A 26805-nucleotide genomic window follows, 5' to 3' on the forward strand; every position below is an offset into this window, starting at 1 on the left:
GGCGACGATGGGCCCGGACTCCAGGCGTTCATCCACTCGCCCCGCGGAACAAGCAGAAGCTGGCCGGCAGGGGGACAACGTTAGCGGGCGGTCTTCGGATCGCATACCTTATCTACCAAGACGCGCTTCGACGACCGCCCGTCTTCCCACAATGCAAACAATGGCCAGACTCAAGATGAGGGCGTGGCAAGGGGGAAAGCTGGCCTCTACGAAGCAGCTTACATACCGATGAGGAAATGATAATAGACAGAACATGACAACAAAACCGCGCATCACCATCACCTATTGCACGCAGTGCAGCTGGCTCCTCCGCTCCGCCTGGATGGCGCAGGAGCTGCTCTCCACCTTTGGCGCCGACCTCGGCGAAGTGTCGCTGATTCCGGGCACCGGCGGCGTCTTCGAAATCCGCGTGGACGGCGATCTCATCTGGGAACGCAAGCGCGACGGCGGTTTTCCCGAGGCCAAGGTGCTCAAGCAGAAGGTGCGCGATATCGTCTGGCCCGAGCGCGATCTCGGGCATTCCGACGGGCATAAGGCTGAGGTCCCTGCCAGCGCCGAGCACAGCGAGAAGCTCAGGGGCGGGGCAGACGGGGTCCCTGCCAGCGCCGAGCGCAGCGAGAAGCTTAAGGGCGGGGCAGACGGGGTCCCCGCCAGCGCCGAGCACAGCGAGAAGCTTAAGGGCGGGGCAGACGGGGTCCCTGCCAGCGCCGAGCGCAGCGAGAAGCTTAAGGGCGGGGCAGAAATTGAGTAAGCCGGACGTTACCACGACAAAGCTGGACGACGCCGCCCGCGCTGGCTGGTTGTATTATGTCGCCGGCAACACGCAGGACGAGATTGCCGCCAAGCTCGGCATTTCGCGCCAGTCGGCGCAGCGCATGGTATCGCTGGCGGTGTCGGAAGGGCTGGTCAAGGTAAGGCTCGACCATCCGATCGCCCATTGCCTCGATCTCGCCGAACAGCTCAAGCAGCGCTTCGGCCTGAAGATGGCGGAGGTGGTGCCGACCGATCCGGGCTCCAGCTCGACGACACTCGGCGTGGCCGATGCGGCGGCGGCGGAAATGACCCGCTGGCTGAAGTCGGAAGCGCCGATCGTGCTCGGCATAGGCACCGGCCGCACGCTCAAGGCGGCGATCGAGCTGCTGTCGCCGATCGAGTGCCCGCAGCACAAGGTGGTGTCGCTGACCGGCAACATTTCGCCGGATGGTTCGGCGGCTTTCTACAACGTCATTTTCAACATTGCCGACAAGATCAAGGCGCGCTCATTTCCCATGCCGCTGCCGGTCATAGCCTCTTCGCCGCAGGAGCGCGAGCTGCTGCACAGCCAGGCGATGATCCGCCCGGTGCTGGAATTGTCGGCGCGGGCCAATGTCGCCTTTGTCGGCATAGGCGACCTCGAGGAAGACGCTCCGCTGTTTATCGATGGCTTCATTTCGCGCGAGGAACTGGACGCTCTGCGCCGTGCCGGGGCGGTGTGCGAAATCCTTGGACGTGCCTTCGATCGCTATGGCGAACCCATCGAGGGGCTGACCAATGCCCGCGTCGCCAGCGCGCATATCCCCTCGCGCGACACCGCCACCGTCATCGCCACCGCCAAGGGTGCGAAAAAGCTACCGGGCATTGTAGCGGCGATAAAAGGCAATCTAATCAACGGCCTGATTACAGACGAGCGGACCGCGGAAACGCTTCTCGCCGGATAATTCCCTCCCATTGTTGCATCGCAGCGACGAATTGCTCTTGACTTGTTTCGCCGTTGTGTGAGTATTTGCCCACAAGACAAGCAATTGCTCATAACATTCGGGAGGAATGAAATGTTAACGAGAACGCTTCTGCTCGGCGCCGTATCTGCGCTCGCCATGGCGAGTTTTGCCCATGCGGAGACGCTGACCATCGCCACCGTCAATAATGGCGACATGGTCCGCATGCAGAAATTGACCGAGGACTTCACCAAGAAAAATCCGGACATCCAGCTCGAGTGGGTAACGCTCGAGGAAAACGTGCTGCGCCAGCGCGTCACCACCGACATCGCCACCAAGGGCGGCCAGTACGACATCATGACCATCGGCACCTATGAAGTGCCGATCTGGGCCAAGCAGGGCTGGCTTCTGCCGCTCGATGGCCTGGGCGATGCCTATGACAAGTCCGATCTTTTGCCGGCTATCAGCGACGCCGTCTCTGTCGATGGCAAGCTCTACGCTTCGCCATTCTACGGCGAAAGCGCCATGGTGATGTACCGCAAGGACCTCGCCGAGAAGGCCGGCGTGACCATTCCGGAAAAGCCGACCTGGGACCAGATCGCCGAAGCGGCGAAGAAGATGACCGACAAGTCGAGCGAAACCTACGGCATCTGCCTGCGCGGCAAGGCCGGCTGGGGCGAGAACATGGCGCTCCTGACCGCGACGGCCAATTCTTTCGGGGCACGCTGGTTCGACGAAAAGTGGACTCCGCAGTTCGATCAGCCGGAATGGAAGAAGGCCCTGCAGTTCTACGTCGACCTGATGAAGGAAGCCGGACCTCCCGGCGCCTCGTCCAACGGCTTTAATGAAAACCTTGCGCTGTTCCAGACCGGCAAATGCGGCATCTGGATCGATGCGACCGTTGCGGCCTCGTTCGTGACCAATCCGAAGGAATCCAAGGTTGCCGACAAGGTGGGCTATGCGCTCTTCCCGACCGGCGGCGTCGAGAACCACGGCAACTGGCTGTGGGCGTGGAACCTTGGCGTTCCGGCTGGCACCAAGAAGGCGGAAGCCGCGCAGAAGTTCGTCTCCTGGGCGACCGACAAGGCCTATACGGAACTCGTCGCGAGCAAGGAAGGCTGGGCCAACGTTCCTCCGGGTACGCGCAAGTCGCTCTATGCCAATCCGGAATATGAGAAGGCTGCTCCCTTCGCCAAGATCACGCTCGATGCGATGAATGCGGCCAATACGAGCAAGCCGACAGTCAAGCCGGTGCCCTATACGGGTGGCCAGTTTGTCGCCATCCCTGAGTTCCAGGGCATTGGCACGGCCGTCGGCCAGCAGTTCTCCGCAGCGCTTGCCGGTTCGATGACCGTCGACCAGGCCTTGCAGGGTGCGCAGGCGCTGACGACGCGTGAGATGACCAAGGGCGGCTACATCAAGTAGGATCCTCCTGGCTCCGGGCGGTTCCTGACGCGAATGTTGGGGGCCGCCCGGGCCTCCTTTTGCATTATCACTTTGACGTTCACTGCATTGGAACCTGACCATGGCTACGCTTCAGACACGCGCAACTGCCCGTTTCATGATGTCGCCCGCCGTCATCCTGCTGTTTCTCTGGATGATCGTGCCGCTTGTCATGACGCTGTATTTCTCGTTCCTGCGCTACAATCTGCTGATGCCGGGAACCGAGGAGTTTATCGGCTTTCTCAACTATCAGTACTTTCTGACCGACCCCGCATTCTTCACCGCACTCGGCAATACCCTGATGCTCGTCGGCGGCACGCTGCTGATCACTGTCATCGGTGGCATCCTGCTGGCGCTGGTGCTTGACCAGCCATTCTTCGGGCAGGGCATCGTCCGTCTTCTGGTGATAGCGCCGTTCTTCGTCATGCCAACGGTGTCCGCTCTCGTGTGGAAGAACATGCTGATGCATCCGGTCAATGGCCTTTTTGCGTGGATTGCCCGCTCATTCGGGTTCCAGCCCATCGACTGGTTTGCGGAACTGCCACTCTTCTCGATTGTCCTTATCGTCGCGTGGCAATGGCTGCCCTTCGCAACGCTGATCCTGCTCACTGCGCTGCAATCGCTCGACGGTGAACAAATCGAGGCGGCAGAGATGGATGGAGCCGGGGCGATCTCGCGCTTCATCTATCTGGTGCTGCCACACATGTCGCGGGCGATCACCGTTGTCATTCTCATCCAGACGATTTTCCTGCTCAGCGTCTTCGCTGAGATCCTGGTCACGACCAATGGCGGCCCAGGCATCCAGACGACGAATATCACCTATCTCATTTATATGCAGGCGCTCCTGCAGTTCGATGTGGGCGGTGCCTCGGCCGGCGGTATTGTTGCAGTGATCCTCGCCAATATTGTCGCTTTCTTCCTCATTCGCCTTATCGGCAAGAACCTCGAGAGGTAAAGCCATGGCCCGCGCAGTCACCACACGGCATAAGCTGACATTCACGATCCTCGGTTGGACGATCGGGTTCCTGATCTTCTTTCCGATCCTGTGGACATTCCTGACCAGCTTCAAGACTGAAGGAACGGCAGTCGCAACGCCACCGCAGTTCCTGTTCTTCGACTGGACTCTGGAAAATTACCACGAGGTGCAAAGCCGCTCGAACTACATGAAGCACGTCACCAATTCCGTGGTGATCTCGGTGGGGTCAACGCTGATTGGTCTGGCACTCGCCATCCCGGCCGCCTGGGCCATGGCATTTTCGCCAACCAAGCGCACCAAGGACGTCCTGATGTGGATGTTGTCCACAAAGATGATGCCGCCTGTCGGCGTTCTCGTGCCGCTCTACCTGATTTTCCGCGACTGGGGTTTGCTGGATACGCGCCTTGGTCTCGTCGCAGTCCTGACCATGATCAACCTGCCGATCATCGTCTGGATGCTCTACACCTACTTCAAGGAAATACCGGGAGAGATCCTCGAAGCGGCGCGCATGGACGGCGCCTCGCTGATGAAGGAAATCGTTTATGTGCTGACGCCGATGGCCGTGCCAGGTATTGCATCGACCATGTTGCTGAACATTATTCTGGCATGGAACGAAGCGTTCTGGACGCTGAATCTTTCCGCGGCCAATGCGGCGCCACTCACCGCATTCATCGCCTCTTACTCAAGTCCAGAGGGCCTGTTCTGGGCCAAGTTGTCGGCCGCATCCACCATGGCGATTGCGCCTATCCTGATCATGGGATGGTTCTCGCAAAAGCAGCTGGTTCGTGGCCTGACCTTCGGCGCAGTGAAATAGGTTTTCGGGGAGGATTATTATGGGAAGTATTACGCTCCAAAAAGTATCGAAGTCATTTGGAACCACTGCGGTCATTCCAGAAATCGACCTTGAAATCGATGACGGTGAATTCGTTGTCTTCGTCGGTCCTTCCGGCTGTGGAAAATCGACCCTGCTGCGGATGATCGCAGGTCTCGAAGATCTGAGCGGCGGCAGGATCGTCATCGACGGCAAAGACATGTCCAACGAGGCGCCGGCGAAACGCGGTTTGTCGATGGTATTCCAGTCTTATGCCCTCTATCCGCATATGAGCGTCTACGGCAACATCGCCTTCCCGTTGAAGATGGATGGCCAAGAAAAATCCGCTATCGACAAGAAGGTCAAGGATGCGGCGCATATTCTGAACCTCACCAATTATCTCGATCGCCGGCCGGGACAATTGTCGGGCGGCCAGCGCCAGCGTGTCGCCATAGGCCGCGCCATCGTGCGTCAGCCTAAAGCGTTTCTCTTCGACGAGCCGCTGTCCAACCTCGATGCTGCCCTGCGTGGAAACATGCGCCTCGAGATCAGCGATCTGCATCACCAGTTGAAGACCACGATGATCTATGTGACGCACGACCAGGTGGAAGCCATGACCATGGCGGACAAGATTGTCGTACTTAATGCCGGGCGTATCGAGCAGGTGGGCTCACCGCTTGAACTTTACCGGAGCCCGCGAAACGTTTTCGTGGCGGGCTTCATCGGCTCTCCTCGCATGAACCTCATCGAAGGTCAGGAAGCTGCCAAGCAAAACGCGACGACGCTCGGCGTGCGGCCGGAACATATCCGCATCTCCAAGACCGATGGTGCCTGGAAGGGGACCGTCGGTGTTACGGAACATCTCGGGTCCGACACGTTCATCCACGTGCAGGTTGATGGCGTTGGCAAGATCACCGTGCGAACCGATGGCGATTTCAGCACCGAATTTGGCCAGCAGGTCTATCTCACGCCGGAGCCGGCACGGCTGCATAGGTTCGATCCTAACGGGCAAGCAATATAAAGCGATGGGCAATTTGACATGAACAGACTTGCTGGCAAGACGGCTTTCATAACGGGTTCGGCGCGCGGCATCGGCCGAACGTTTGCGGAAGCTTACATACGCGAGGGCGCCGCCCATGTGGTGATTGCCGATATTAATCTGGAACGTGCACAGGAGACGGCAAAGGAACTTGGCAGCCAAGCGCATGCGGTCCGCCTCGATGTTACAAGCCAGGCATCGATCGATGCAGCGGTCAAGGAAACCGTCGACAAGTTTGGCGGCATCGACGTGCTCGTCAACAACGCAGCGCTGTTCGATCTCGCGCCAATCGTCGAGATTACGCGTGAAAGCTACGACAAGCTTTTTGCCGTCAATTTCTCTGGCACATTGTTCACATTGCAGGCCGTTGCCAAGGCAATGATCGCGCGTGGCAAGGGCGGCAAGATTATCAACATGGCCAGCCAGGCCGGCCGGCGCGGCGAGCCGCTCGTTGCAATCTATTGCGCTACCAAGGCGGCGGTAATCAGCCTCACTCAGTCGGCCGGTCTCAACCTGATCGAGCACGGCATCAATGTGAACGCGATTGCGCCGGGTGTGGTTGACGGAGAGCATTGGGAAGGTGTCGATGCGCTTTTCGCCAAATATGAGAACAGACCGCGGGGCGAGAAAAAGCGTCTGGTTGGCGAAGCCGTTCCCTTTGGCCGTATGGGCACAGCCGAAGATCTTACTGGCATGGCCATTTTCCTCGCGAGCGGCGAGAGCGACTATATCGTCGCCCAGACCTACAATGTTGATGGCGGCAATTGGATGAGCTGACGTTTCCCTGCATTCACCAGAAGGATGCAGGCGCATCTTACATGAAAAGAGGGATTAGGCCCGATGACTGTTAAACTCTCCAAAGCCACGCTGCAGAACTTGCCGAAAAATGTTGGCGTCCCCGGCTACAGCCAATCGGGACTGAAGGCCGGCATAATCCATTTCGGCATCGGCAATTTTCATCGTGCGCATCAGGCAGTCTATCTCGATGAATTATTCAATGCCGGCACAGATCATGAGTGGGGCCTTGTCGGTGCTGGCGTTCTCGCGTCCGACGAAACCATGCGACAGAAGCTGCAGGCGCAGGATTGGCTGACGACTGTTGTCGAGCAGGATAGTGGCCACAGGACTGCTCACGTCACGGCGTCGATGATCGACTATCTGCAGCCTGGCGACACGGCAAATATCATTGCTCGCCTTGCCGATCCTGAAATCCGCATCGTATCCCTTACGATCACGGAGGGCGGTTACTTCATTGATCCGGCGTCCGGGGTGTTCAATCCCCAGCACCCGGCAATCGTTTCCGACGCGGCCAATATCAAGGACCCGAGTACCGTCTTCGGCTTGATCCTTGCCGGTTTGATGCGCCGCCGCGATGAAGGAACGGCACCATTCACGGTCATGTCCTGTGACAATATCCCGGGCAATGGCCATGTGACCTGCGACGCAGTCAGTGGTCTTGCCGCGGTTATCGATCCGAATTTGGCTCAATGGGTCAAGGACCAGGTCGCTTTTCCCAACAGCATGGTCGATCGCATTACGCCTGCCACGACAGACCGGGAGAGAGGATTGCTTGCGACGGATTTCGGTGTGGAGGACAACTGGCCAGTTTTTTGTGAACCATTCAAGCAATGGGTATTGGAGGATCATTTTCCGGCCGGGCGCCCGGCTCTGGAGAAGGTCGGTGTGACCTTCGTCAAGGACGTCGCCCCCTATGAACTGATGAAAATCCGCATTCTCAACGGTGGTCACGCTGCAATCGCTTACCCGGCATCGCTCATGGATATTCATTTTGTGCACGAGGCCATGGAGGAGCCGCTTATCCGCGACTTCCTGACAAAGCTGGAACGGGAGGAGATTATCCCCGTTCTGCCTCCGGTACCGGGCACATCCTTCGACGCCTATTTCGACCTCATTGTCAGGCGGTTTTCCAATCCGAAGATCGGCGACACGATCCAGCGCCTGTGCCAGGATGGATCCAACCGCCAGCCGAAATTCATCCTGCCGACGACAGCCGACAGGCTTAAGGCGGGCAACGGTATTACTGGACTTTCGCTGGTTTCTGCGCTGTGGTGCCGGTTCTGTGCCGGGACGACCGATAGCGGCAAGCCGACGAATTATCTCGATGCAAGCGCTGAGCGATTGAAAGTAGAAGCTTTGAAGGCAAAGGACGATCCGAAGGCATTTCTGGCTATGACCGATATATTCGGTGAAGTTGGGACATCGCCGATTTTCGTGGAATCGTTCTCGCGAATCCTGCGGATTTTGTGGGACAAGGGCGCGCGCGAGACTTTGACGCTTTACCTTGCCGACAAGCTCTGAGATGGCAAAGCCCGCTCTCGTCATTTTCGATTGTGATGGTGTCCTCGTTGACAGCGAGCCGATTTCCATTGCAGTCCTCCTTGACATGATCGCCAAGAGCGGGACCGCATTGTCCGAGGACGACGCTTATGACCGGTTCCTCGGGCGCAGTATGACGACCATCAGCAAGATATTGCATGAGGATTATGGCTTTGCCGCAAGTGAGGCAGACCTCGACGAGATGCGCTCCAACCTCTTTGCCCGCTTCAGATCGGATTTGAAACCGATTCCGGGCATTGCCGAAACGCTTCGCGCGCTGGATGTGCCCCGATGCGTCGCCTCGTCAAGCCAACCGGACCGCATTCGCTTGTCCCTGACACTCACCGGGCTGCTTGATCTTCTCGACCCGCATATCTTCAGCGCCACCATGGTCAAACGCGGAAAGCCGGCACCGGATCTGTTCTTGCTAGCGGCAAAAACGATGAAAACGGCACCGACAGATTGTGTCGTTGTCGAAGACAGTCCCGCCGGAATTGAAGCGGCGAAGAGCGCGGGGATGCAGGTCTTCGCCTTCACCGGCGGAACACACTCGCGCGGCGGACGGTTGGAGGCGGCCCTTGCGTCTCTTAAACCAGACCGTATATTCAACGACATGTTGCAATTGCCCGGCTTGCTCAGAGACCTTTCGAAAACTTCACCCTGATGGCCATCCGATGCGATTTTCTGCGCTTCCGGTGCTCATGGACGCTGATTTATCAGGTTGAGTTCTCAAAGGCCCCATATGACAGCAAGTAATACCGAAAGTTCGTTGATGCCGAAATTCGTCTGTGCGGTCGATGTTGGGACAGGAAGCGCCCGTGCGGGCATTCTCGATGCGGCGGGAAATCTTCTTGGCCGGGTCGAACATCCGATCTTGATGAACCGTCCGCGGGCAGATCATGCGGAGCATGATTCAGAAGACATCTGGAAATCCGTTTGCGTAGCAGTGCAGGGCGCTCTTGCGGCCTCGAAAGTCGATCCGTCGCACGTTGTCGGTATCAGCTTCGATGCAACTTGTTCACTCGTTGTACGCGACGAGGATGGCCTCCCGTTGACCGTGTCGACATCGGGTGAGCACCGCTGGGATACCATCGTCTGGCTGGACCATCGGGCGCTGGATGAAGCGGATGAATGTACTGCGACGGGCCATAAAGCGCTGAGCTATCTTGGCGGCGTGATGTCGCCGGAAATGCAGACCCCAAAACTGATGTGGCTGAAACGGCATTTGCCGGAAAGCTGGAACAAAGCCGGCTATTTCTTCGATCTTGCCGACTACCTGAGCTGGAAGGCTTCCGGTTCACTTGCGCGCTCGCAATGCACGCTGACGTGTAAATGGACCTATCTCGCGCATGAAAGTGAAGGCTGGCAGCCGGACTATCTGGAGACCATCGGCTTGGAAGACATGATCGAGCGTGGAAACCTCCCTGACCACGCCAGCCCGATGGGCGCATTCGTCGGCACATTGACACCTCAAGCAGCCGAAGGTTTGGGGCTGACTACCGCATGCCACGTCGGTGCAGGGCTCATCGATGCCTATGCTGGCGCCCTCGGCGTTCTGGGCGGCTTTGCTGGTGACCTCTCCGAGATCGACCGGCACCTTGCCCTGATTGCGGGCACTTCCAGCTGTCTGATGGCGCTGTCGCAGGAACCGATTTCCTTCAGCGGCGGCTGGGGCCCGTATTATGGGGTGGCCTTGCCGGATTGCTGGCTGAGCGAGGGCGGCCAATCGGTGACCGGCGCCTTGCTGGACCATGTCATTCGCTGGCACGGGGCCGTTGGCGAACCGAATACAGCGTTGCACAAGAAGATCACCGACCGGGTAATGGAACTGCGTGCAGACGAAGGACTCGATCTCGCCGGCCGGCTGCACGTTCTTCCTGATTTTCACGGGAATCGCTCTCCGCTCGCCGATCCGCATGCGGTCGGCGTGATCAGTGGTCTGACACTGGATGCATCCTTTGACAGCCTGTGCAGGCTCTATTGGCGCACGTCAGTTGGCATTGCACTTGGCGTCCGCCATATCCTGGAAGCTCTGAATGACAAGGGTTACGCGATTGACACCATGCACGTCACGGGCGGGCACACCAAAAGCCCGCTGCTGATGGAACTCTACGCCGATGCAACGGGCTGCACCGTAATCACCTCCGCTGCAGAGGACGCGGTTCTTCTTGGTACCGCCATGGTTGCGGCAACTGCAGCAGGGCTTTATCCTGACCTGCCTTCGGCCTGCATCGCGATGAAGCAGGGCGGCCGCCCGCGCCAGCCAAATCCCGAGGCGCGCAAGCGCTTCGATCGCGATTACCGCATTTTCCTCGAAATGCATGCGCAGCGAAGGGTGCTGGACACACTTCAATAAAGGTTCGCGCCTATGACAGGCTCCAGGGCCCTGACCCTAGTGGGCTTCGTCCCAATTGTTCGCGGCACGTGCATCGACATGCAGCGGGACGGACAGGGAAATCGCCGGCATAGCGGCATTTTCCATGACCGCGCGAATGACCGGGATTGTCGCTTCCACTTCCGCTTCCGCCGTCTCGAAGATCAGTTCGTCATGCACCTGCAGGAGCATGCGCGCCGAGAGGTTCGCTTCGTCCAAGGCTGGCTCGATGCGGACCATGGCGCGGCGAATGATATCGGCGGCCGATCCCTGGATCGGCGCGTTGATCGCGGCGCGTTCATTGAATGCCCGGTGTTGCGGATTGGATGAACGAATCTCCGGATAGTGTGCCCGCCGCCCGAAAATCGTCTCGACATAACCGTGCTGGCGAGCGAACGCTTTCGTCGATTCCATATAGTCCCGGATACCGGGGAAACGTTCGAAGTAAGTGCGGATATATTGCCCGGCTTCTTCCCGTGGAATCGACAGCTGATTGGCAAGGCCAAAGGCGGAGATACCGTAAATAATGCCGAAATTGATCGCTTTAGCGCGCCGGCGCACTTCGGACGGCATGTCCTTCACCGGGACGCCGAACATTTCCGAAGCAGTCATTGCATGAATGTCGATGCCATCGGCGAAAGCCTGCGTCAGTTGGGGAATCTCGGCGACGTGTGCCAGGACGCGCAATTCGATCTGGCTGTAATCGGCGGAAATCAGCTTGTTACCGGGCTCGGCGATGAAGGCGGTGCGGATCTTACGGCCTTCACTGGTGCGTACCGGAATGTTTTGCAGGTTTGGCTCGGACGAAGAGAGACGTCCCGTAGAGGTCGCCGCCATGGCATAGGAAGTATGCACGCGCTTGGTACGTGGGTTGATATAGCCCGGCAATGCATCCGTATAGGTGGATTTGAGCTTGGTCAGCTGCCGCCAGTCGACGATCTTGCGCGGCAGCTCATGGCCTTCTGCGGCAAGGTCTTCGAGCAATTGGGCTGACGTGGACCACTGGCCGGTCTTGGTCTTGGAACCACCGGGAAGACCCATCTTGCCAAACAGGATATCGCCCATCTGTTTCGGCGAGCCGATATTGATCTTTTCGCCGGCCAGGCGGTAAATTTCTTCTTCGATGGCTGCGGCGGACTGGGCGAGGTCGCCGGACAAGCGCGAAAGAATCTGGCGGTCGACGGAAATACCGCGCTCCTCCATGCGGGCCAGCACCGGGATGAGTGGCCGTTCCAGCCGCTCGTAGACCGAGACAAGCCCATCGGCGACAAGACGCGGCTTCAACAGTCGCCACAAGCGCAAGGTGACGTCGGCATCCTCGGCTGCATATTCGGTGGCGCGCTCGATCGTTACCTTGTCGAATGTAACCGATGATTTCCCCGAACCAATCAAGTCTTTGTAGGCGAGGGGTTTGTGTCCGAGCCAGCGATCACAAAGACTATCCATGCCGTGGCTGCCCTCACCGGCGTCAAGCACGTAGGAGATGAGCATTGTGTCATCGAGCGGATGAAGGTCGATGCCATGGCGATGCATGACCAGCCATTCATATTTCATGCTGTGCGCGATCTTCAGCACCGAGCGCTCTTCGAGCAACGGCTTCAACAAACGGAAGACTTCCCGCTCGGGTATCTGATGCTCAATCAAACCTCCACCGAGGAGATCGCCGTCGCCAGACTTGTGATTGATCGGAATATAGGCCGCTCGCCCTGGTCGTGTGGCGAGCGACAGCCCGACGACATCGGCTTGCATTGGATCCGCCGAGTTGGTCTCAGTATCGAACGCGACAACACCGGATGTCATCGCCTCGTCGATCCAGACTTGCAGCGTCGCCACATCGCGAATCGTAACATAAGCGCTTCGATCGAACTTGGCGGCGAGCACCTCGTCGGTGCGCGATTTTACAAGGTCAGCAGGGGTTGCGGCGATATTCGATGCGGATTGCTTCGGCGAAGCCGCTGCCAGATTTGGTCCTGCGGATACTTGACGGCTTGTAATTTGCTCATTGGCCGGCTCTACGTCAACGTCTGGTCCATGTGCCTCGGCTACCGCTTCTATCTTCAGGCGGGCAGGTTCGACCTCACTTGCATCGACGCCGGTTGCTTCCGCGGCACGGCGGGTCAATGAATTGAATTCCATGGTCTTCAAAAAGGCGATGAGCTTATGACCGTCTTGTGGTTCAAGTCCGAAGTCCTCGATCCCGACATCGATCGGCGTGTCTTTCTTCAATGTTACCAGCTGGCGTGAAATGCGTGCCTGATCGGCATATTGAAGAATGTTTTCGCGCCGTTTCTGTTGCTTGATTTCGCCAGCACGGGCAAGAAGCGTATCCAGATCGCCGAACTCTTCAAGCAACTGTGCGGCGGTCTTTGGTCCGATACCGGGAATACCCGGCACATTGTCAGTCGAATCGCCAGTCAGCGCCTGAAGGTCGATCATTTTTTCTGGCGGAACGCCCCATTTCTCAATGACGTCTGGAATACCGATCTGCTTGTCTTTCATGCTGTCGTACATCGACACGTTTGGCGTGACGAGCTGCATGAGATCCTTGTCGGAGGAAATGATGGTAACCTCAGCGCCTGCTTCTTCAGCCAGACGCGCATAGGTTGCAATCAGATCGTCTGCTTCAAAGCCTTCCTTTTCGATGCAGGGCAGGTTGAAAGCCTTGGTTGCCTGGCGAATGAGCCCGAACTGTGGGATCAGGTCTTCCGGCGGCGCCGAACGGTTTGCCTTGTATTCAGGATAGATTTCCTTGCGAAAAGTATGCGACGAATAGTCGAAGATCACCGCAAAATGCGTCGGGGTGTCCCCTACCGATGTATCCCGAGCTTCCCGAAGCAGCTTCCACAACATGTTGCAGAAACCGGAAACAGCACCCACTGGCAAACCGTCCGATTTGCGAGTAAGGGGTGGGAGTGCATGATAGGCCCGAAAGATATAGCCGGAGCCGTCGACGAGGAAGAGATGATCACCATTTTTCATGGCCGATAGGATTAAATGATGATCTGCAAAAAGGGAATGATCTGTCTTTTTCTTTCCCCGAAAGATCGTTCGAAAGCGCTTGCATACTGACACAGATGCATCACGCGTTTGTTACGAAGATGTAATCTTCTGTGCCCTTGAATTGCCACGGTTTGACCCCCAAATCCAAGGTGTCGACGTTAGATCGATGTCCGGGAACAAGGCTCGTCCCCCGCCTGACCCCGGACTTGCGGCCAACCTCATCCCCCTCTCCAGGGTTGACCGCAAATGAGTGTAATGATCTGGTCGCCTGTGGTCCCCCCGCCACGGCGACCATTTCTTTTGTGGCTTCCAGAAATGCCACTTTTTTGTGCCGTGGCCAGCAAAATGCGCTAAGAAGAACTCCCTTCACGAGTCCCGGTCCACAGAAATCAGGAAATACCATGCCAGCTCTCGATCCTGTCTTGAATGCGCTTGATACCAACCTCGACAAAAGTCTGGAGCGACTTTTCGATCTGTTGAAGATCAAATCCATATCGACCGACCCAGCCTTCAAGACTGAATGCCGCAAAGCTGCTGAATGGCTGGTAGCCGACCTGAAATCGATCGGTTTCGAGGCGAGCGTGCGTGATACGCCGGGACATCCGATGGTTGTTGCTCACCATGAGGGACCGGGCGCCGACGCGCCGCATGTGCTGTTCTACGGACATTATGACGTGCAGCCGGTCGATCCACTGGAATTGTGGGAAAACGATCCGTTCGCTCCGGCAATCAAGGATGCGGGTAACGGCCGCAAGATACTCACCGGCCGTGGTACATCTGATGACAAGGGGCAGCTGATGACCTTTGTCGAGGCCTGCCGCGCTTATAAGGACGTCCATGGCAAGCTGCCCGTAAGGGTTTCCATCCTGTTCGAGGGGGAAGAGGAATCTGGCTCACCATCGCTGAAGCCGTTTCTCAACGCCCACAAGGACGAGTTGAAGGCAGATTTCGCCCTTGTCTGCGATACCAGCATGTGGGATGCCGAAACGCCGGCGATCTCCGTCGGGTTGCGCGGTCTGGTTGGCGAGGAAATCGTAGTCAAGGCAGCTGATCGCGATCTTCATTCGGGAATGTTCGGCGGCGCCGCTGCAAATCCGATCCGTATTCTGACAAAGGTACTCGCCGATCTGCATGATGAGAACGGGGCTGTTACCATTCCGGGTTTTTATGACGGTGTTGAAGAAACGCCGACGCAGATCCTGCAGATGTGGGAAGGACTGGGTTCAACACCCGAGAATTTTCTCGGCCCCGTCGGACTTTCGGTTCCGTCTGGCGAAAAGGGCCGCTCGATCCAGGAATTGATCTGGGCACGGCCAACCGCTGAAATCAACGGTATAACCGGTGGCTATACAGGTCAGGGATTCAAGACAGTGATCGCGGCGCAGGCCTCCGCCAAAGTATCGTTCCGTTTGGTGCACAAGCAGGATCCTGCAAAAATCCGTGAAGCATTCCGGGCGTTCGTTCGACAACGCATTCCGGCCGATTGCTCAGTGGAGTTCCACGAGCATGGCGGTTCGCCAGCTATTCAGCTTTCCTATGATTCGCCGCTGCTTACCAAAGCCAAGAACGCCTTGAGTGATGAATGGCCGAAGCCGGCAGTACTGATCGCCATGGGTGGATCGATCCCGATTGTCGGCGATTTCCAGCGCCTGCTCGACATGGAATCGCTGCTCGTCGGCTATGGCCTGGAGGATGACCGGATCCATTCACCCAATGAAAAATATGAGCTGAACTCTTTCCACAAGGGTCAGCGGTCGTGGGCACGCATCCTTGCAGCGCTCGCCAAGTAATTGAAAGAGATACGCTGATGACCATTCGCTCTCACCGCAACGATCTCCCTGACCTGAAGAATTACCAGGTTGACGCAGTTGCAATCGATACGGAGACATTGGGGCTCAATCCGCATCGTGACCGGCTCTGTGTCGTGCAAATTTCCCCCGGCGACGGCTCGGCGGATGTCATCCAGATCGACAGGGGTCAGAAGGCTGCGCCCAATCTGGTAAAGCTTCTTGGTGATGATGCCATCACCAAGATTTTCCACTTCGGCCGCTTTGACCTTGCCGTCCTTTTTCATACGTTTGGCGTCATGCCAAAGCCGGTCTTCTGCACCAAGATTGCCTCGCGTCTCGTACGCACCTACACGGACAGGCATGGGTTGAAGGAAATCTGCAGCGAATTGCTCGATGTAAACCTCTCCAAACAGCAGCAGTCGTCCGACTGGGCAGCACCGGAGCTGAGCCAGGCACAGCTTGAATATGCGGCGTCCGATGTTCTCTACCTGCATCGTCTTCGGACCATTTTACAGCAGCGGCTGGTTCGTGATGGGCGTGCCGAAGAGGCTGCTGCCTGCTTCGAGTTTCTGCCCACCCGCTCCAGGTTGGATCTGATGGGCTGGGCGGAGCAGGATATCTTCGCCCACAGTTAAAAGCATCGGACGATGGCGCCTGACCAAGTGAATGGCCGCCAGCCTGAAGCAGAATAGCGTCCGTCCGACGTTCTAAGTCGACGATTCGGCCGTAACCAAAGCTTCTCTCGAAGCTGTGGTGCGGTCGATGTGTGCCCATTGCGGCCGCTGGAACAGAAACTGCCCGTAGCCGATCCGTTGAATGAGGCCGTACAGAATCACGGGGCCAAGTACGCCGCTGATGACTGTCAAGAGCGATATCGTACCGATATCGGTTATGATCCAGCTCTTGAGCAGGATGGTACGAGCGATCGCCATTGGCAGAAAGAAAGCGAGGTAGACGACAATCGAATGCGCCCCAAGCCAGCGCAATGGGGCCACGGCTTTTTGCCAGGAGGAAAGAGAGCCGGCGATGAGCGCGGAAACCGACACGATGGCCAAGGCTCCAGCGAATCCGGCAATCAATGAAATCAAGGGCACACTGCTCCAGCCACCTAGCCCGCCAGAGGTGTAGCTTTCTTCCGGTATCCAGGCCGAAAATGGTTCCGACGCAGGATGGAACACCAGCCATCCATTGACGAGCCCCCATACTCCGAGAATCGCCAACGCTATCTGGGGGCGTTGCCGCAACCACTCCGCGATCCGGAAAATCGCCGGCGCAAACGCATATCCGGCGAAAAAGTAGACGAAGCGGCTGCAGAATTCGTCGATAACCAGCCAGCCCGTATGAATTGGCAAAGTCTCAAGAGCGCCGGCAATAATCAGGATAAGCCAAACATTGGTGCCCTTGAGCAGGCGTGTGACGATGAAGAACACGGGCAAGAGATAGATGAACCAGAGGGTGCCGAATGGCTGGACAAAGGCCAGAATGTAGGCGGAGAAGGCGCCGCTAAGACCGCTCTCAGCCACGATGCCTGGTGCTTTGAACAGGAACTGGATCGTGAGCCACAGGAAGTAGAAATAGGCGAAATGCACGACTTTGCGGTCGGCGTAGCGCAACCATGGGCGGTCAATCACAAGTCCGAGAAACAGACCCGATATCAGGAAAAAATCTGGCATGCGGAAGGGCTGTGCAAAGGCAACAACGGCGTGCATCCAGCCGCGTGCTCCTGCTTCGTTCTCGACACCCAGAACCGAATGCATCATCACGACAAAGATGATGCACACGCCCTTGGCAATATCGACCCAATCGACGCGCGAGTTTTCGCCGGTGTTCATGATTTTGTTCCCCAACCAATTTTCCTTACATAGATGAAATTAGACAAGGGGAAGTAAAATTCGAGTGATGAATGGGTCTGAAACGCCGGCAAGCCCCAAAAACAAAAGAGCCGGGCATAAGCCCGGCGAATTGTGAACGCTAAAGCGTCCAGAGGGGAACACGCAACGAGCGAAAAATGGGAGGAGAACCGCTCGTTACGCATGAATGAAAATAGAACTGCCCTAGTCCCTTTTCAAGGGCTGCAAGATAATATTTTACGCGTGCGAGCATTTTTTATCGGTCACCCTGATTTCTGGTGCAATTTTAATTGCTTGTAGCACCCGTTTGAGCGCTATCATCTGAAAATTCCTGCATGTCTTTGCAAACACCACGCCCGCGCAACTGACAACCACCAAGACGATACTGAGCTTCCGATGCTGGTGCGGGATTGAGCCGTTCAATGGCGCCCCCGCCACAACCGCCCAAGATCGCCGCGAGAGCTGCAAGGACAACAAAACGCATTGGTTCGCTCCTGATTTGATTGATGCAAAGTAGCGTTGGTTGCGGCGTTTCTCAATGATGCGATCTTGGCCGTGTGGAATCCAATCATCGGGACTTTAACCGCACCTTAAATCGCCGCAATTAACCTGCAACGGGTCGCGGATCATTCTTGCGGCTCATTTGGGGCGGGACTTCTTATTAATGGCATCACGCGATAAGGGCAGACAACGCATTGAGCCGGCGTTCAGTTCGGGCCGCCGTTCAGGCGATGATTTGCGCGCAGATCCGGAGGACAGGCCTGTGGCGAAACGCAAGACTGCACGCAAGCCCATTAGACCAAAACGCGCTAGATCCCGTCGTGGCAGCGGCCGCGGGGGTTTTCTTGGCTTGCTGCGGCGAGCGGTATATTGGTCGTTCGTGCTCTGTATCTGGGGCGGCATCGCCTTGGCGGGAACAGTCATTTACTTTGCCGCAAAGATGCCACAGACAACGACTTGGTCGATTCCGGACCGGCCGCCAAACGTCAAGATCGTTTCCGTAGAAGGCAATCTGATTGCCAATCGTGGCGCGTCGGGCGGCGAAGCTATCAGCTTGCATGAGATGTCGCCATATCTGCCTGAAGCTGTGGTGGCGATCGAGGATCGGCGCTTCTACTCTCATTTCGGGGTCGATCCGATCGGTTTTGCTCGTGCCATGGCTGCGAATGTCATGTCTGGACGATTGGTGCAGGGCGGTTCGACGATTACCCAACAGCTAGCTAAAAACCTGTTCCTGACGCCGGATCGCACGATCGAGCGCAAGGTGCAGGAAGTTCTGCTCGCTCTTTGGCTGGAGCGGAAATATACGAAAAAACAGATTTTGGAGATGTATCTGAACCGGGTCTATCTCGGCTCCGGGTCCTACGGCGTAGCCGCCGCCTCCAGGCGTTATTTCGACAAATCGGCCAAGGAAGTTACGCTGCCGGAGGCGGCGTTGATTGCCGGGCTGCTGAAAGCGCCGTCGCGACTATCGCCGGCGCGGGATCCGAAGGCTGCCAGTGAGCGCGCCCAACTTGTCCTAGCTGCCATGCGCGACCAGGGCATGATCGGCGACAAGGAACTGAACTTCGCGATGAAACAGCCGGCCTCGCGCGCCGCTTCCTATTGGAGCGGATCGGAACAATATGTGGCTGACCGTGTGATGGAAGAACTGCCGGCGCTGATCGGCGATGTGCGTAGCGACGTTATTGTCGATACCACGGTAGATCTTGGCCTGCAGAAGCTCGGCGAAGCATCAATTCGTGACCTTATCAGCAAGAACGGCGAGAAGCTCAACGTATCGCAAGGCGCGATGGTCTCGGTGGACGGTACAGGGGCCGTCCGAGCGCTCATTGGCGGCTATGACTACGCCAACAGTCAGTTCGACCGTGCAAGCGAAGCCAAGCGTCAGCCGGGCTCGGCGTTCAAGCCTTTCGTCTATCTTTCGGCGCTGGAGCAGGGATTTACACCGGAATCCGTGCGCAACGATGCGCCAATTCGCATCGGCAACTGGACGCCAGGGAACTACAACGGCAAATACTTCGGCAAGGTCACACTTGCCGAAGCGCTGGCGCGCTCATTGAATTCTGTCTCGGCACAGCTCGTGATGGAAGTTGGACCGAAAACCGTCGTATCCACCGCACACCGCCTTGGAATCGAATCAAACCTCACCTCCAATGCATCGCTGGCACTTGGAACATCGGAAGTCACGCTGCTTGAACTGACCGATTCCTTCGTGCCCTTTGCCAACGGCGGTTATAAGGCCCCGCTTCACATCATACGCCGCGTGACGACCAACGATGGCAAGGTGCTCTACGAATACAAGAGCCCGGCGCCAAGCCGCGTGATCGATCCGCGCAATGTCGGCATGATGAACGCGATGCTTAGCCAGACGGTGGAAAGCGGTACAGCGACCAAGGCAAAGTTCGGTTGGCCCGCCGCGGGCAAGACCGGCACCAGTCAGAATTTCCGTGATGCCTGGTTCATCGGTTACACGTCAAATCTGACGACCGGTGTGTGGTTCGGCAATGATGATGGCAAGCCGACGAAGAAGATCACCGGCGGGTCTCTGCCTGCAATCGCCTGGAAGGACTTCATGGTCGCCGCGCACAAGGGCGTTCCGGTAGCCCAACTGCCGGGCGACTATCAGCTGCGCCAGCAGGTTAATGACGGCAACGATATCCTCCCGGCATCAGGTGGCGATCCGGCCGTTCCGGCGGCTGAAGGTGTGCCTTCTGCTCAACTTGATCCGGCTGGACCTGTGCCACCTGCCGGCCTTGGCGATCAGACCGGATCAACCCGGCCGGTGCCGCCTGCAAATGTTGGCGGCAACGGTGGTCAAAAAGGCCGCAAGACGACGCTGTTTGATCTGATCATGGGGAACTGACCGCTTCGATCAGCTAGTCAACGTGCGCTTCACCGCCGACTTCCAACCCGCAATCTTCGCCTTGCGGGTTTTTTCGTCCATTTTCGGAGTGAATTGCGTGTCGCGTTCCCAGGTCTTGGAGAACTCACGGAGATTCGGCCAGATCCCGGCCTTTGATCCGGCAAGCCATGCAGCACCGAGCGCCGTGGTTTCGAGGATGTCCGGCCGATCGACCGGCGCATCGAGAATATCGGCGAGACGCTGCATGGTCCAGTCCGAGGCGACCATGCCACCGTCGACGCGCAATACGGTCTTCGTATCGGCGGATTTCCAATCTTTACGCATGGCATCGAGCAAGTCGCGTGTCTGGTACGCGACCGATTCCAGCGCCGCCCGTGCAAATTCCGCCGGGCCGGAATTGCGGGTGAGACCATAGATAGCCCCCCGTGCTTCCGCATCCCAATACGGGGCTCCAAGTCCGACAAAGGCCGGCACCAGGTAAACGTTTTGGCTCGGATCGGCCTGATCTGCGAGCTTGCCGGTTTCAGGTGCTGAGCCGATGATCTTGAGCCCGTCCCGCAGCCATTGAACTGCTGCGCCGGCAATGAAGATGGAGCCTTCCAGGGCATAAGTCGTTTTGCCATTGAGGCGGTAAGCAATCGTTGTCAGGAGGCGATTCTTTGACAGGACCATATCACTGCCAGTGTTAAGAAGAGCGAAGCACCCGGTACCATACGTTGACTTGAACATGCCAGGCTCGAAACAGGCTTGTCCGATTGTCGCCGCGTGCTGGTCGCCGGCGACGCCAAGAATGGGTATCGCGGCGCCGAACAGATCGGCTTCTGCAGCACCGTAGCTGGCAGAGCAATCCTTGACCTCCGGCAGCATGGCGCGGGGAATGCGGAGAATTTCCAGCAGCTCATCATCCCATTCATTTGTACCGATATTAAAAAGCAGCGTCCGTGACGCGTTGGTGGCATCGGTTGCATGCACCTTGCCGCCGGTTAGCCGCCAGATGAGGAAGCAGTCGACAGTGCCGAACAGCAATTCTCCATTGGCTGCTCGTTTACGCGCACCCGGCACCTTGTCGAGTACCCACGACAGCTTCGTGCCAGAGAAATAGGGGTCGAGCAGGAGCCCCGTCTTCCTGCTGAATCTCTTTTCGAGGCCCTGCTTCTTCAATTTCTGGCAAAGCGATGCCGTCCGCCGGTCTTGCCAGACAATGGCGTTATGGATCGGCTTTCCGGTTGCCTTGTCCCAGACGATGACGGTTTCGCGCTGATTGGTAATGCCGATGGCGGCAACGTCGCCTGCCTGGATCTTGGCATTTTCGATGGCGACTTCGCATGTTCTTAGCACCGACTGCCAGATTTCCTCCGGATCGTGCTCTACCCAGCCGGATTGCGGATAGATCTGCGTGAATTCCTGCTGGCTCTTGCCAGCGACCTTGCGGTTCTTGTCAAAAATTATGGCGCGGCTTGATGTGGTGCCTTGATCGATGGCCAGGACGTATCCGTTCATGCTCTCCCCCTCATTTCGGCGCCACGATATTTATTTGATCCCGGCAGATCAATCGTTGCGACATGATATGCCTCGAATTTCACAGTGCGATGGTCTATGGCTGATCCAACGGAGAATTGCCATGACCAATGATGAACCACGCAAGGTGCTTGTGCTGACCGGTGCTAGCCGCGGTATCGGCCACGCAACTGTTAAACGCTTTTCGCGCGCCGGCTGGCGCGTTATTACTTGCTCACGCCAGAGCTTTGACGACAATTGCCCCTGGCCGGCGGGTCCCGAGGATCACATCAAAGTGGATCTTGCTGATCCCGCCGATGTCGATCACGCCGTATCTGAGATAAGGCAGCGCCTCGCCGCTGAGGGAGGGAAGTTGAACGCGCTGGTAAACAATGCCGGTATTTCACCCAAGAATCCTTCTGGCGACCGGCTCGATTCGATCGAGACGCCGATGCAGACCTGGATGACCGTGTTTCAGGTGAATTTCTTTGCGCCAATCATGCTGGCGCGCGGCCTGTTTCAGGAACTTGAGGCGGCACAGGGATCGGTGGTCAATGTGACCTCGATTGCTGGCAGTCGCGTCCATCCGTTCGCCGGTACCGCTTATGCGACTTCAAAAGCTGCACTGGCCTCGCTGACCCGTGAAATGGCGTCGGATTTCGGCCCGCATGGCATTCGCGTCAACGCCATAGCGCCAGGCGAGATCGACACGGCGATCTTGTCGCCGGGGACCGACAAGCTTGTTGAACATTTGCCACTGCGCCGTCTCGGCAAGACGGCCGAAGTTGCCGAGACGATCTATTTTCTTTGCACCGAGTCGTCGTCCTATGTGACGGGCTCGGAAATCCACATCAATGGCGGTCAACACGTTTAGGATCAACCCTCCCCGCAAGGGGAGGGTACTGCATCCAATCGTCAAACGTAACGGTTGACGACGTTTTCCAGATATTCCTGACGGCCGGACTTGGGCTGGGGTTGGATTTTCTGATCCTCGACCCGTTTGGCTATGGCTTCGAGCGAGAGTTTGCCGGATAGCATCGCCTGCGCGTCCGGCTTCGACCAGCCCGCATAGCGGTCTTCGACGAACCCGGTGAGAGCTTTGTCTTCGATCATTCTTGCCGCCGCTTTGAGGCCGCGTGCGCAGGTGTCCATGCCGCCGATATGGGCGATCAACAGATCCTGCGGGTCCAGAGACTGACGACGCAGCTTGGCATCGAAGTTGGTACCGCCCGTGGTAAATCCGCCCGCCTTTAGGATTTCATGATAGGCAAGTGCCACCTCCGGAACGTTGTTCGGGAACTGATCCGTGTCCCAGCCAGATTGGTAATCATTGCGATTCATGTCGATGGAACCAAAAATACCGAGAGCGGCAGCTGTTGCGATCTCATGCTCGAAGGAGTGGCCGGCAAGGATTGCATGGCCCTGTTCGAGATTGACCTTTACTTCATTTTCGAGACCAAAACGCTTGAGAAAGCCGTAAACGGTTGCCGCATCGTAATCATACTGATGCTTGGTCGGTTCTTGCGGCTTCGGTTCGATGAGAATCGCACCCTTGAAACCAATCTTGTGCTTGTAGTCGACAACGAGGCTAAGGAATCGGCCCATCTGGTCGAGTTCACGCTTCATGTCGGTGTTAAGCAAAGTTTCATAGCCCTCGCGGCCACCCCAAAGGACATAGTTCTCGCCCTTCAGCTTCTGCGTGACGTCGATACACGTTTTGACGGTCGCGGCTGCATAGGCAAAGACATCCGGATCGGGATTGGTCGCTGCCCCCGACATATAACGGCGGTTGGAGAAGAGATTGGCCGTCCCCCAAAGCAGCTTGGTGCCGGTCTTTTCCATCTTTCCGGCAAAATAGTCGGCGATTTCATAGAGGCGCTTGTTGCTCTCCGCAATCGTTTCGCCCTCCGGACGCACGTCTGCATCGTGGAAGCAGAAATATGGGGCGCCGAGGATTGAGAACATTTCGAAGGCGACGTCAGCCTTCAATTTGGCGCCGTCCATCGTGTCGTTGAACCAAGGGCGCTCGAAGGTTTGACCGCCGAATGGGTCGCCCCCCGGCCAGACGAAGGAATGCCAGTAGGCGATCGCAAAGCGTAAGTGATCTTCAAGGCGCTTGCCCAGCACAATCTCATTTGGATTGTAGAAGCGATAGGCAAGCGGATCGGTGCTATCCGGCCCCTCATACTTGACTGGTTTTATGTCACCAAAAAATCCGCTGCTCATGACTGAACTCCTTTTAATGCTGGATAGAGGTTGTGATAGCGATCGTATGCCGCGTCGAATTCGGAGGTTAAATCCGTTTCGGGTTCGATGGTGTAGTCGGTTGCAGGCGCGACGCAGATTGCACCCGGATCGGCCTTCTCGGCTGCGATAAGTCCGAGGCGTGCCGCACCAAAGGCCGCACCGAAATCACCATCCGCTGGCACGTCGACAGGAATATTGAGGGCTGTCGCAATTGCCTTGAGCCAATAGGTCGAGCGGGAACCGCCGCCGACTGCAGTCACGCGATCGAGCTTTGTACCAGCCGCAGCAAGTGCGTGAAGGCAATCGCGGAAGGCGAAAGCCACGCCTTCGAGAACGGCCTGGGTCAGCGTCGCTCGGTCGCTGGCATGTTCAAGGCCATAGAAGGAACCGCGGATGGCCGAATCGTTGAGAGGCGTGCGTTCGCCCGAAAGATAGGGCAGGAAGGTGACACCGGCCGGCGAGCGCAATTGATCGCCGAGCTCGCCAGTGAGTTCCGACGGCTTGCGCGATGTGATTCCTGCGTACCAGTTCAGGGCGTCTGTGGCCGAGAGGATGACGCCCATCTGGTGCCATGTGTTTGGGATCGCATGACAGAAAGTGTGAACTGCACTTTCTGGATTGGGCAGATAGGCACTGTTGGCGGCGAAAAGCACGCCGGATGTTCCGAGCGAGACGAAGGCATGACCTTCGCCGACAGTCCCCATGCCGCAAGCAGAGGCAGCATTGTCCCCGGCGCCGCCGGCAACCACGACTTTGCTGCCCATACCCCAGCGCGCAGCAAGGTCAGCCTTCAGCATGCCGGAGACTTCGGTTCCTTCGACCAGCGACGGCATGTGGCTTGTATTGAGCCCGGTAGCCGCAAGCAAATCTGAAGACCATGTGCGTTTGCCGACATCAAGCCATGAGGTACCCGCCGCATCGGACATTTCCGATACATATTCGCCAGTCAGCCACAGGCGCAAATAATCCTTCGGCAGGAGCACGCGGCGAAGTTTCGCAAAGATCGCAGGCTCATTATTCCTCACCCACGCGACCTTTGGTGCAGTGAAGCCGGGGAAAACAATATTGCCGCTAAGTGTTCGAAATTTTGGATCGCTGTCCAGCTCCGCAGCTTCCTTGTGGCTGCGTGTATCATTCCACAAAATACAGGGACGCAGCACCTGATCGTCAGCACCGAGCAGCGTTGCTCCGTGCATCTGACCGGACAGGCCTATGCCCTTGACTGCAGCGAGCTGCTTGCCATGGGTCGCCTTCAGCGCCGCAATAGCGTCCTCTGTTGCCTTGATCCAGTGCGACGGGTCCTGCTCCGACCAGCCGGAATGCGGGCGCAAGATATCCAGTGTCCCGGTGCAGGAACCGACAATCGACTGGTGCTCGTCGATCAACAATGCCTTGACGCCGGATGTGCCCAAATCGAGACCTAAATACATGGATTTCTCTCCTGAATATTTGCTTATATTGCGCGTTTTAAGGGCGCTTCCTTGGTGTCGCCGGGCGCAAAGATTTGCGTATCGAGATGAAGCAGGGATGTCATCATGCATCCTTGCAGGATGAGCGGGTGTTCGTCCGGATAGCAATTGATGTTGAGGTTCTTGGTAACGCCCCAGCCCGACGTGCCGGAAATCATATTGCGCAATTCATCTTCGATGAGGTCGAAGACACCCGCGCCTGGTCCGACCAGCGCTACAGGTACCGGGTCGATGAGGGAGAACAGGCTGCGTAGACCCGAGCCAATTGCCTGTCCGGCTTTGCGAAATGCTGCACGCTCCTCACCATCGGCGGATCGGGCGCGATCGGCAACTTCGTCAAAAGTTGCCGTATCGACATCCTGTGCTGGCTGGGCGTTTTCGTCCTGGCCCGATATCCTCCTGAGAATGGCATAGTCGCTCGCATAGGCTTCGATGCAGCCATGACGGCCACAACGGCACAATGCGCCATTCGGCGTATGCAGCATATGACCGAATTCGGCAGCGGACGAATTGGCGCCAACAAATTGCTGGCCCTTCAGATAGAGACCCATGCCGATACCGTGGGACAGCAGGATCGCGGCAAAATCCTCCGCATATTGAACCGGGTCAATTGAGCGCAAAGCTTCGGCGATCATGTTGCAATCGTTGGCGACAGCAACAGCGACGCCGTATCGCGCGGAAAGCTCTGCTCCAAATGAGATATTGCTGTCAGGGGTGATTGGCGACCATAGCATGGTGGCACTTGCCGCATCCGTTACACCCTGCACGCCCATCGAAATGTGCATTAGCCGTCCTGCCGTGGCCGGCCGCCCCTCCAGCAGATTGTCAAGCATCTTGCATATCGACTTGATCAGGTCGGCCGTTGTCGCTTCGAGCGTCGGGACGCGTCTGAACTCTTCGGCAATCATGTGGCCCTTGTAATCGTATAGTACCGCATGGATGAGATTCAACGCGAGTTCAACGGTCGCAATCGTGGCTATTTCAGGGTTCAGCGTGAGTGCAACCTGAGGTCGTCCACGCCGGTGTGATGTGGTATCGCCGTCGCGGCTTTCCCCGATGATTCCCTCTGCAATGAGCGCGGTTGTGATGGCGGATACGGTTGAAGGACTGAGGCCGGTCTGCGCGACAATATCGGTGCGCGATACAAGTCCGTGACGGCGCAAGGCCGCCAGGACGAGCCTGCGATTCTGGCGCCTGACATCGTCAGGTCGCGCGATCTCATCGATCAGCAAAATGATTCCTCCCGAAATCTTTTTTTGTGCGCCGCAAAAAATATTGTTGCGTTGCAATAGCTTACACTACGAAAATCTAAGTTGACATGGAAATGGTTTTAAGTCACTATTTTTTTCGAGCCTCGAAATAAAGAGGTTTCGATGGTGGCCGGAGGTGAAGGGCCATCCATCGATCAGTCA

General features: G+C 57.3%; 20 protein-coding genes and 1 pseudogene. 14 read left to right on the forward strand and 7 right to left on the reverse strand.

Translation table 11 applies throughout. The annotated features are described in order from the left end of the window. Window positions 1-253 precede the first annotated feature (253 nt). The 10 genes and pseudogenes from CU103_RS03300 to CU103_RS03345 form a co-directional block, all read left to right on the forward strand. Window positions 254-526 (forward strand): annotated as a pseudogene (locus tag CU103_RS03300) (Rdx family protein); the annotation flags it as partial. Between the two features lie 217 nt (window positions 527-743). Further along, complete coding sequence (locus tag CU103_RS03305; protein WP_106662454.1) at window positions 744-1697, forward strand: sugar-binding transcriptional regulator; 954 nt, start codon at window positions 744-746, stop codon at window positions 1695-1697. Between the two features lie 111 nt (window positions 1698-1808). Then, on the forward strand, window positions 1809-3119 hold the full coding sequence (locus CU103_RS03310; RefSeq protein WP_106662455.1) for an ABC transporter substrate-binding protein: 1311 nt from the start codon (window positions 1809-1811) through the stop codon (window positions 3117-3119). A 100-nt stretch (window positions 3120-3219) separates the two neighbouring features. Then, on the forward strand, window positions 3220-4092 hold the full coding sequence (locus CU103_RS03315; protein WP_106662456.1) for a carbohydrate ABC transporter permease: 873 nt from the start codon (window positions 3220-3222) through the stop codon (window positions 4090-4092). Window positions 4093-4096: 4 nt separating this feature from the next. After that, window positions 4097-4927 (forward strand): carbohydrate ABC transporter permease, encoded by an 831-nt coding sequence (locus CU103_RS03320; protein WP_106662457.1) that lies wholly within the window; start codon window positions 4097-4099, stop codon window positions 4925-4927. Between the two features lie 19 nt (window positions 4928-4946). Then, window positions 4947-5945 carry an ABC transporter ATP-binding protein gene (locus CU103_RS03325; protein WP_106662458.1) on the forward strand — a complete coding sequence of 333 codons (999 nt, stop codon included), beginning with the start codon at window positions 4947-4949 and terminating at the stop codon, window positions 5943-5945. A gap of 18 nt (window positions 5946-5963) precedes the next feature. Beyond that, complete coding sequence (locus tag CU103_RS03330) at window positions 5964-6740, forward strand: L-iditol 2-dehydrogenase (RefSeq protein WP_106662459.1); 777 nt, start codon at window positions 5964-5966, stop codon at window positions 6738-6740. A gap of 63 nt (window positions 6741-6803) precedes the next feature. Next, complete coding sequence (locus tag CU103_RS03335) at window positions 6804-8282, forward strand: mannitol dehydrogenase family protein (protein ID WP_106662460.1); 1479 nt, start codon at window positions 6804-6806, stop codon at window positions 8280-8282. Between the two features lies 1 nt (window position 8283). Further along, complete coding sequence (locus CU103_RS03340) at window positions 8284-8964, forward strand: HAD family hydrolase (RefSeq protein WP_106662461.1); 681 nt, start codon at window positions 8284-8286, stop codon at window positions 8962-8964. A gap of 105 nt (window positions 8965-9069) precedes the next feature. After that, window positions 9070-10656 carry an FGGY-family carbohydrate kinase gene (locus CU103_RS03345; protein ID WP_162707237.1) on the forward strand — a complete coding sequence of 529 codons (1587 nt, stop codon included), beginning with the start codon at window positions 9070-9072 and terminating at the stop codon, window positions 10654-10656. Window positions 10657-10692: 36 nt separating this feature from the next. Here CU103_RS03345 and polA read toward each other — a convergent pair whose 3' ends face one another. Next, window positions 10693-13653: a DNA polymerase I gene (gene polA, locus CU103_RS03350; protein ID WP_106662462.1), complete on the reverse strand. Its 2961-nt coding sequence runs from the start codon at window positions 13651-13653 to the stop codon at window positions 10693-10695. Between the two features lie 422 nt (window positions 13654-14075). Between polA and CU103_RS03360 the strand changes: the two genes are divergently transcribed. Both CU103_RS03360 and CU103_RS03365 read left to right on the forward strand, forming a co-directional pair. Beyond that, entirely contained in the window at window positions 14076-15464 is a 1389-nt protein-coding gene (locus CU103_RS03360; RefSeq protein WP_106662464.1) for a M20/M25/M40 family metallo-hydrolase, read from the forward strand. A 17-nt stretch (window positions 15465-15481) separates the two neighbouring features. Beyond that, the gene (locus CU103_RS03365) at window positions 15482-16099 is read left to right on the forward strand and encodes a ribonuclease D (protein ID WP_106662465.1); all 618 of its coding nucleotides are present in this window, start codon (window positions 15482-15484) and stop codon (window positions 16097-16099) included. Between the two features lie 72 nt (window positions 16100-16171). Here CU103_RS03365 and CU103_RS03370 read toward each other — a convergent pair whose 3' ends face one another. Both CU103_RS03370 and CU103_RS03375 read right to left on the reverse strand, forming a co-directional pair. After that, on the reverse strand, window positions 16172-17296 hold the full coding sequence (locus tag CU103_RS03370; protein ID WP_106662641.1) for an acyltransferase family protein: 1125 nt from the start codon (window positions 17294-17296) through the stop codon (window positions 16172-16174). Window positions 17297-17600: 304 nt separating this feature from the next. Next, complete coding sequence (locus tag CU103_RS03375; protein ID WP_106662466.1) at window positions 17601-17798, reverse strand: hypothetical protein; 198 nt, start codon at window positions 17796-17798, stop codon at window positions 17601-17603. 180 nt (window positions 17799-17978) lie between these two features. Between CU103_RS03375 and CU103_RS03380 the strand changes: the two genes are divergently transcribed. Then, on the forward strand, window positions 17979-20180 hold the full coding sequence (locus tag CU103_RS03380; RefSeq protein ID WP_106662467.1) for a transglycosylase domain-containing protein: 2202 nt from the start codon (window positions 17979-17981) through the stop codon (window positions 20178-20180). A 9-nt stretch (window positions 20181-20189) separates the two neighbouring features. Here the strand turns inward: CU103_RS03380 and glpK are convergent, their stop codons facing one another. After that, window positions 20190-21680: a glycerol kinase GlpK gene (gene glpK / locus CU103_RS03385; RefSeq protein WP_106662468.1), complete on the reverse strand. Its 1491-nt coding sequence runs from the start codon at window positions 21678-21680 to the stop codon at window positions 20190-20192. A 121-nt stretch (window positions 21681-21801) separates the two neighbouring features. Here glpK and CU103_RS03390 point away from each other — a divergent pair, with 121 nt between their 5' ends. Beyond that, the gene (locus CU103_RS03390; protein WP_106662469.1) at window positions 21802-22551 is read left to right on the forward strand and encodes an SDR family NAD(P)-dependent oxidoreductase; all 750 of its coding nucleotides are present in this window, start codon (window positions 21802-21804) and stop codon (window positions 22549-22551) included. 41 nt (window positions 22552-22592) lie between these two features. Here the strand turns inward: CU103_RS03390 and xylA are convergent, their stop codons facing one another. From xylA to CU103_RS03405, 3 genes are read right to left on the reverse strand one after another with little or no spacing between them, the layout of a single operon-like run. Continuing rightward, window positions 22593-23903 (reverse strand): xylose isomerase, encoded by a 1311-nt coding sequence (gene xylA / locus CU103_RS03395; protein ID WP_106662470.1) that lies wholly within the window; start codon window positions 23901-23903, stop codon window positions 22593-22595. Continuing rightward, window positions 23900-25354 carry a xylulokinase gene (gene xylB, locus CU103_RS03400; RefSeq protein WP_106662471.1) on the reverse strand — a complete coding sequence of 485 codons (1455 nt, stop codon included), beginning with the start codon at window positions 25352-25354 and terminating at the stop codon, window positions 23900-23902. Before xylB ends, xylA begins: the two co-directional genes overlap by 4 nt. 23 nt (window positions 25355-25377) lie before the next feature. Further along, complete coding sequence (locus tag CU103_RS03405; RefSeq protein ID WP_245448556.1) at window positions 25378-26625, reverse strand: ROK family transcriptional regulator; 1248 nt, start codon at window positions 26623-26625, stop codon at window positions 25378-25380. Window positions 26626-26805: the final 180 nt, after the last annotated feature.

The sequence above is a fragment of the Phyllobacterium sophorae genome (assembly GCF_003010965.1).
Taxonomy (GTDB): domain Bacteria; phylum Pseudomonadota; class Alphaproteobacteria; order Rhizobiales; family Rhizobiaceae; genus Phyllobacterium; species Phyllobacterium sophorae.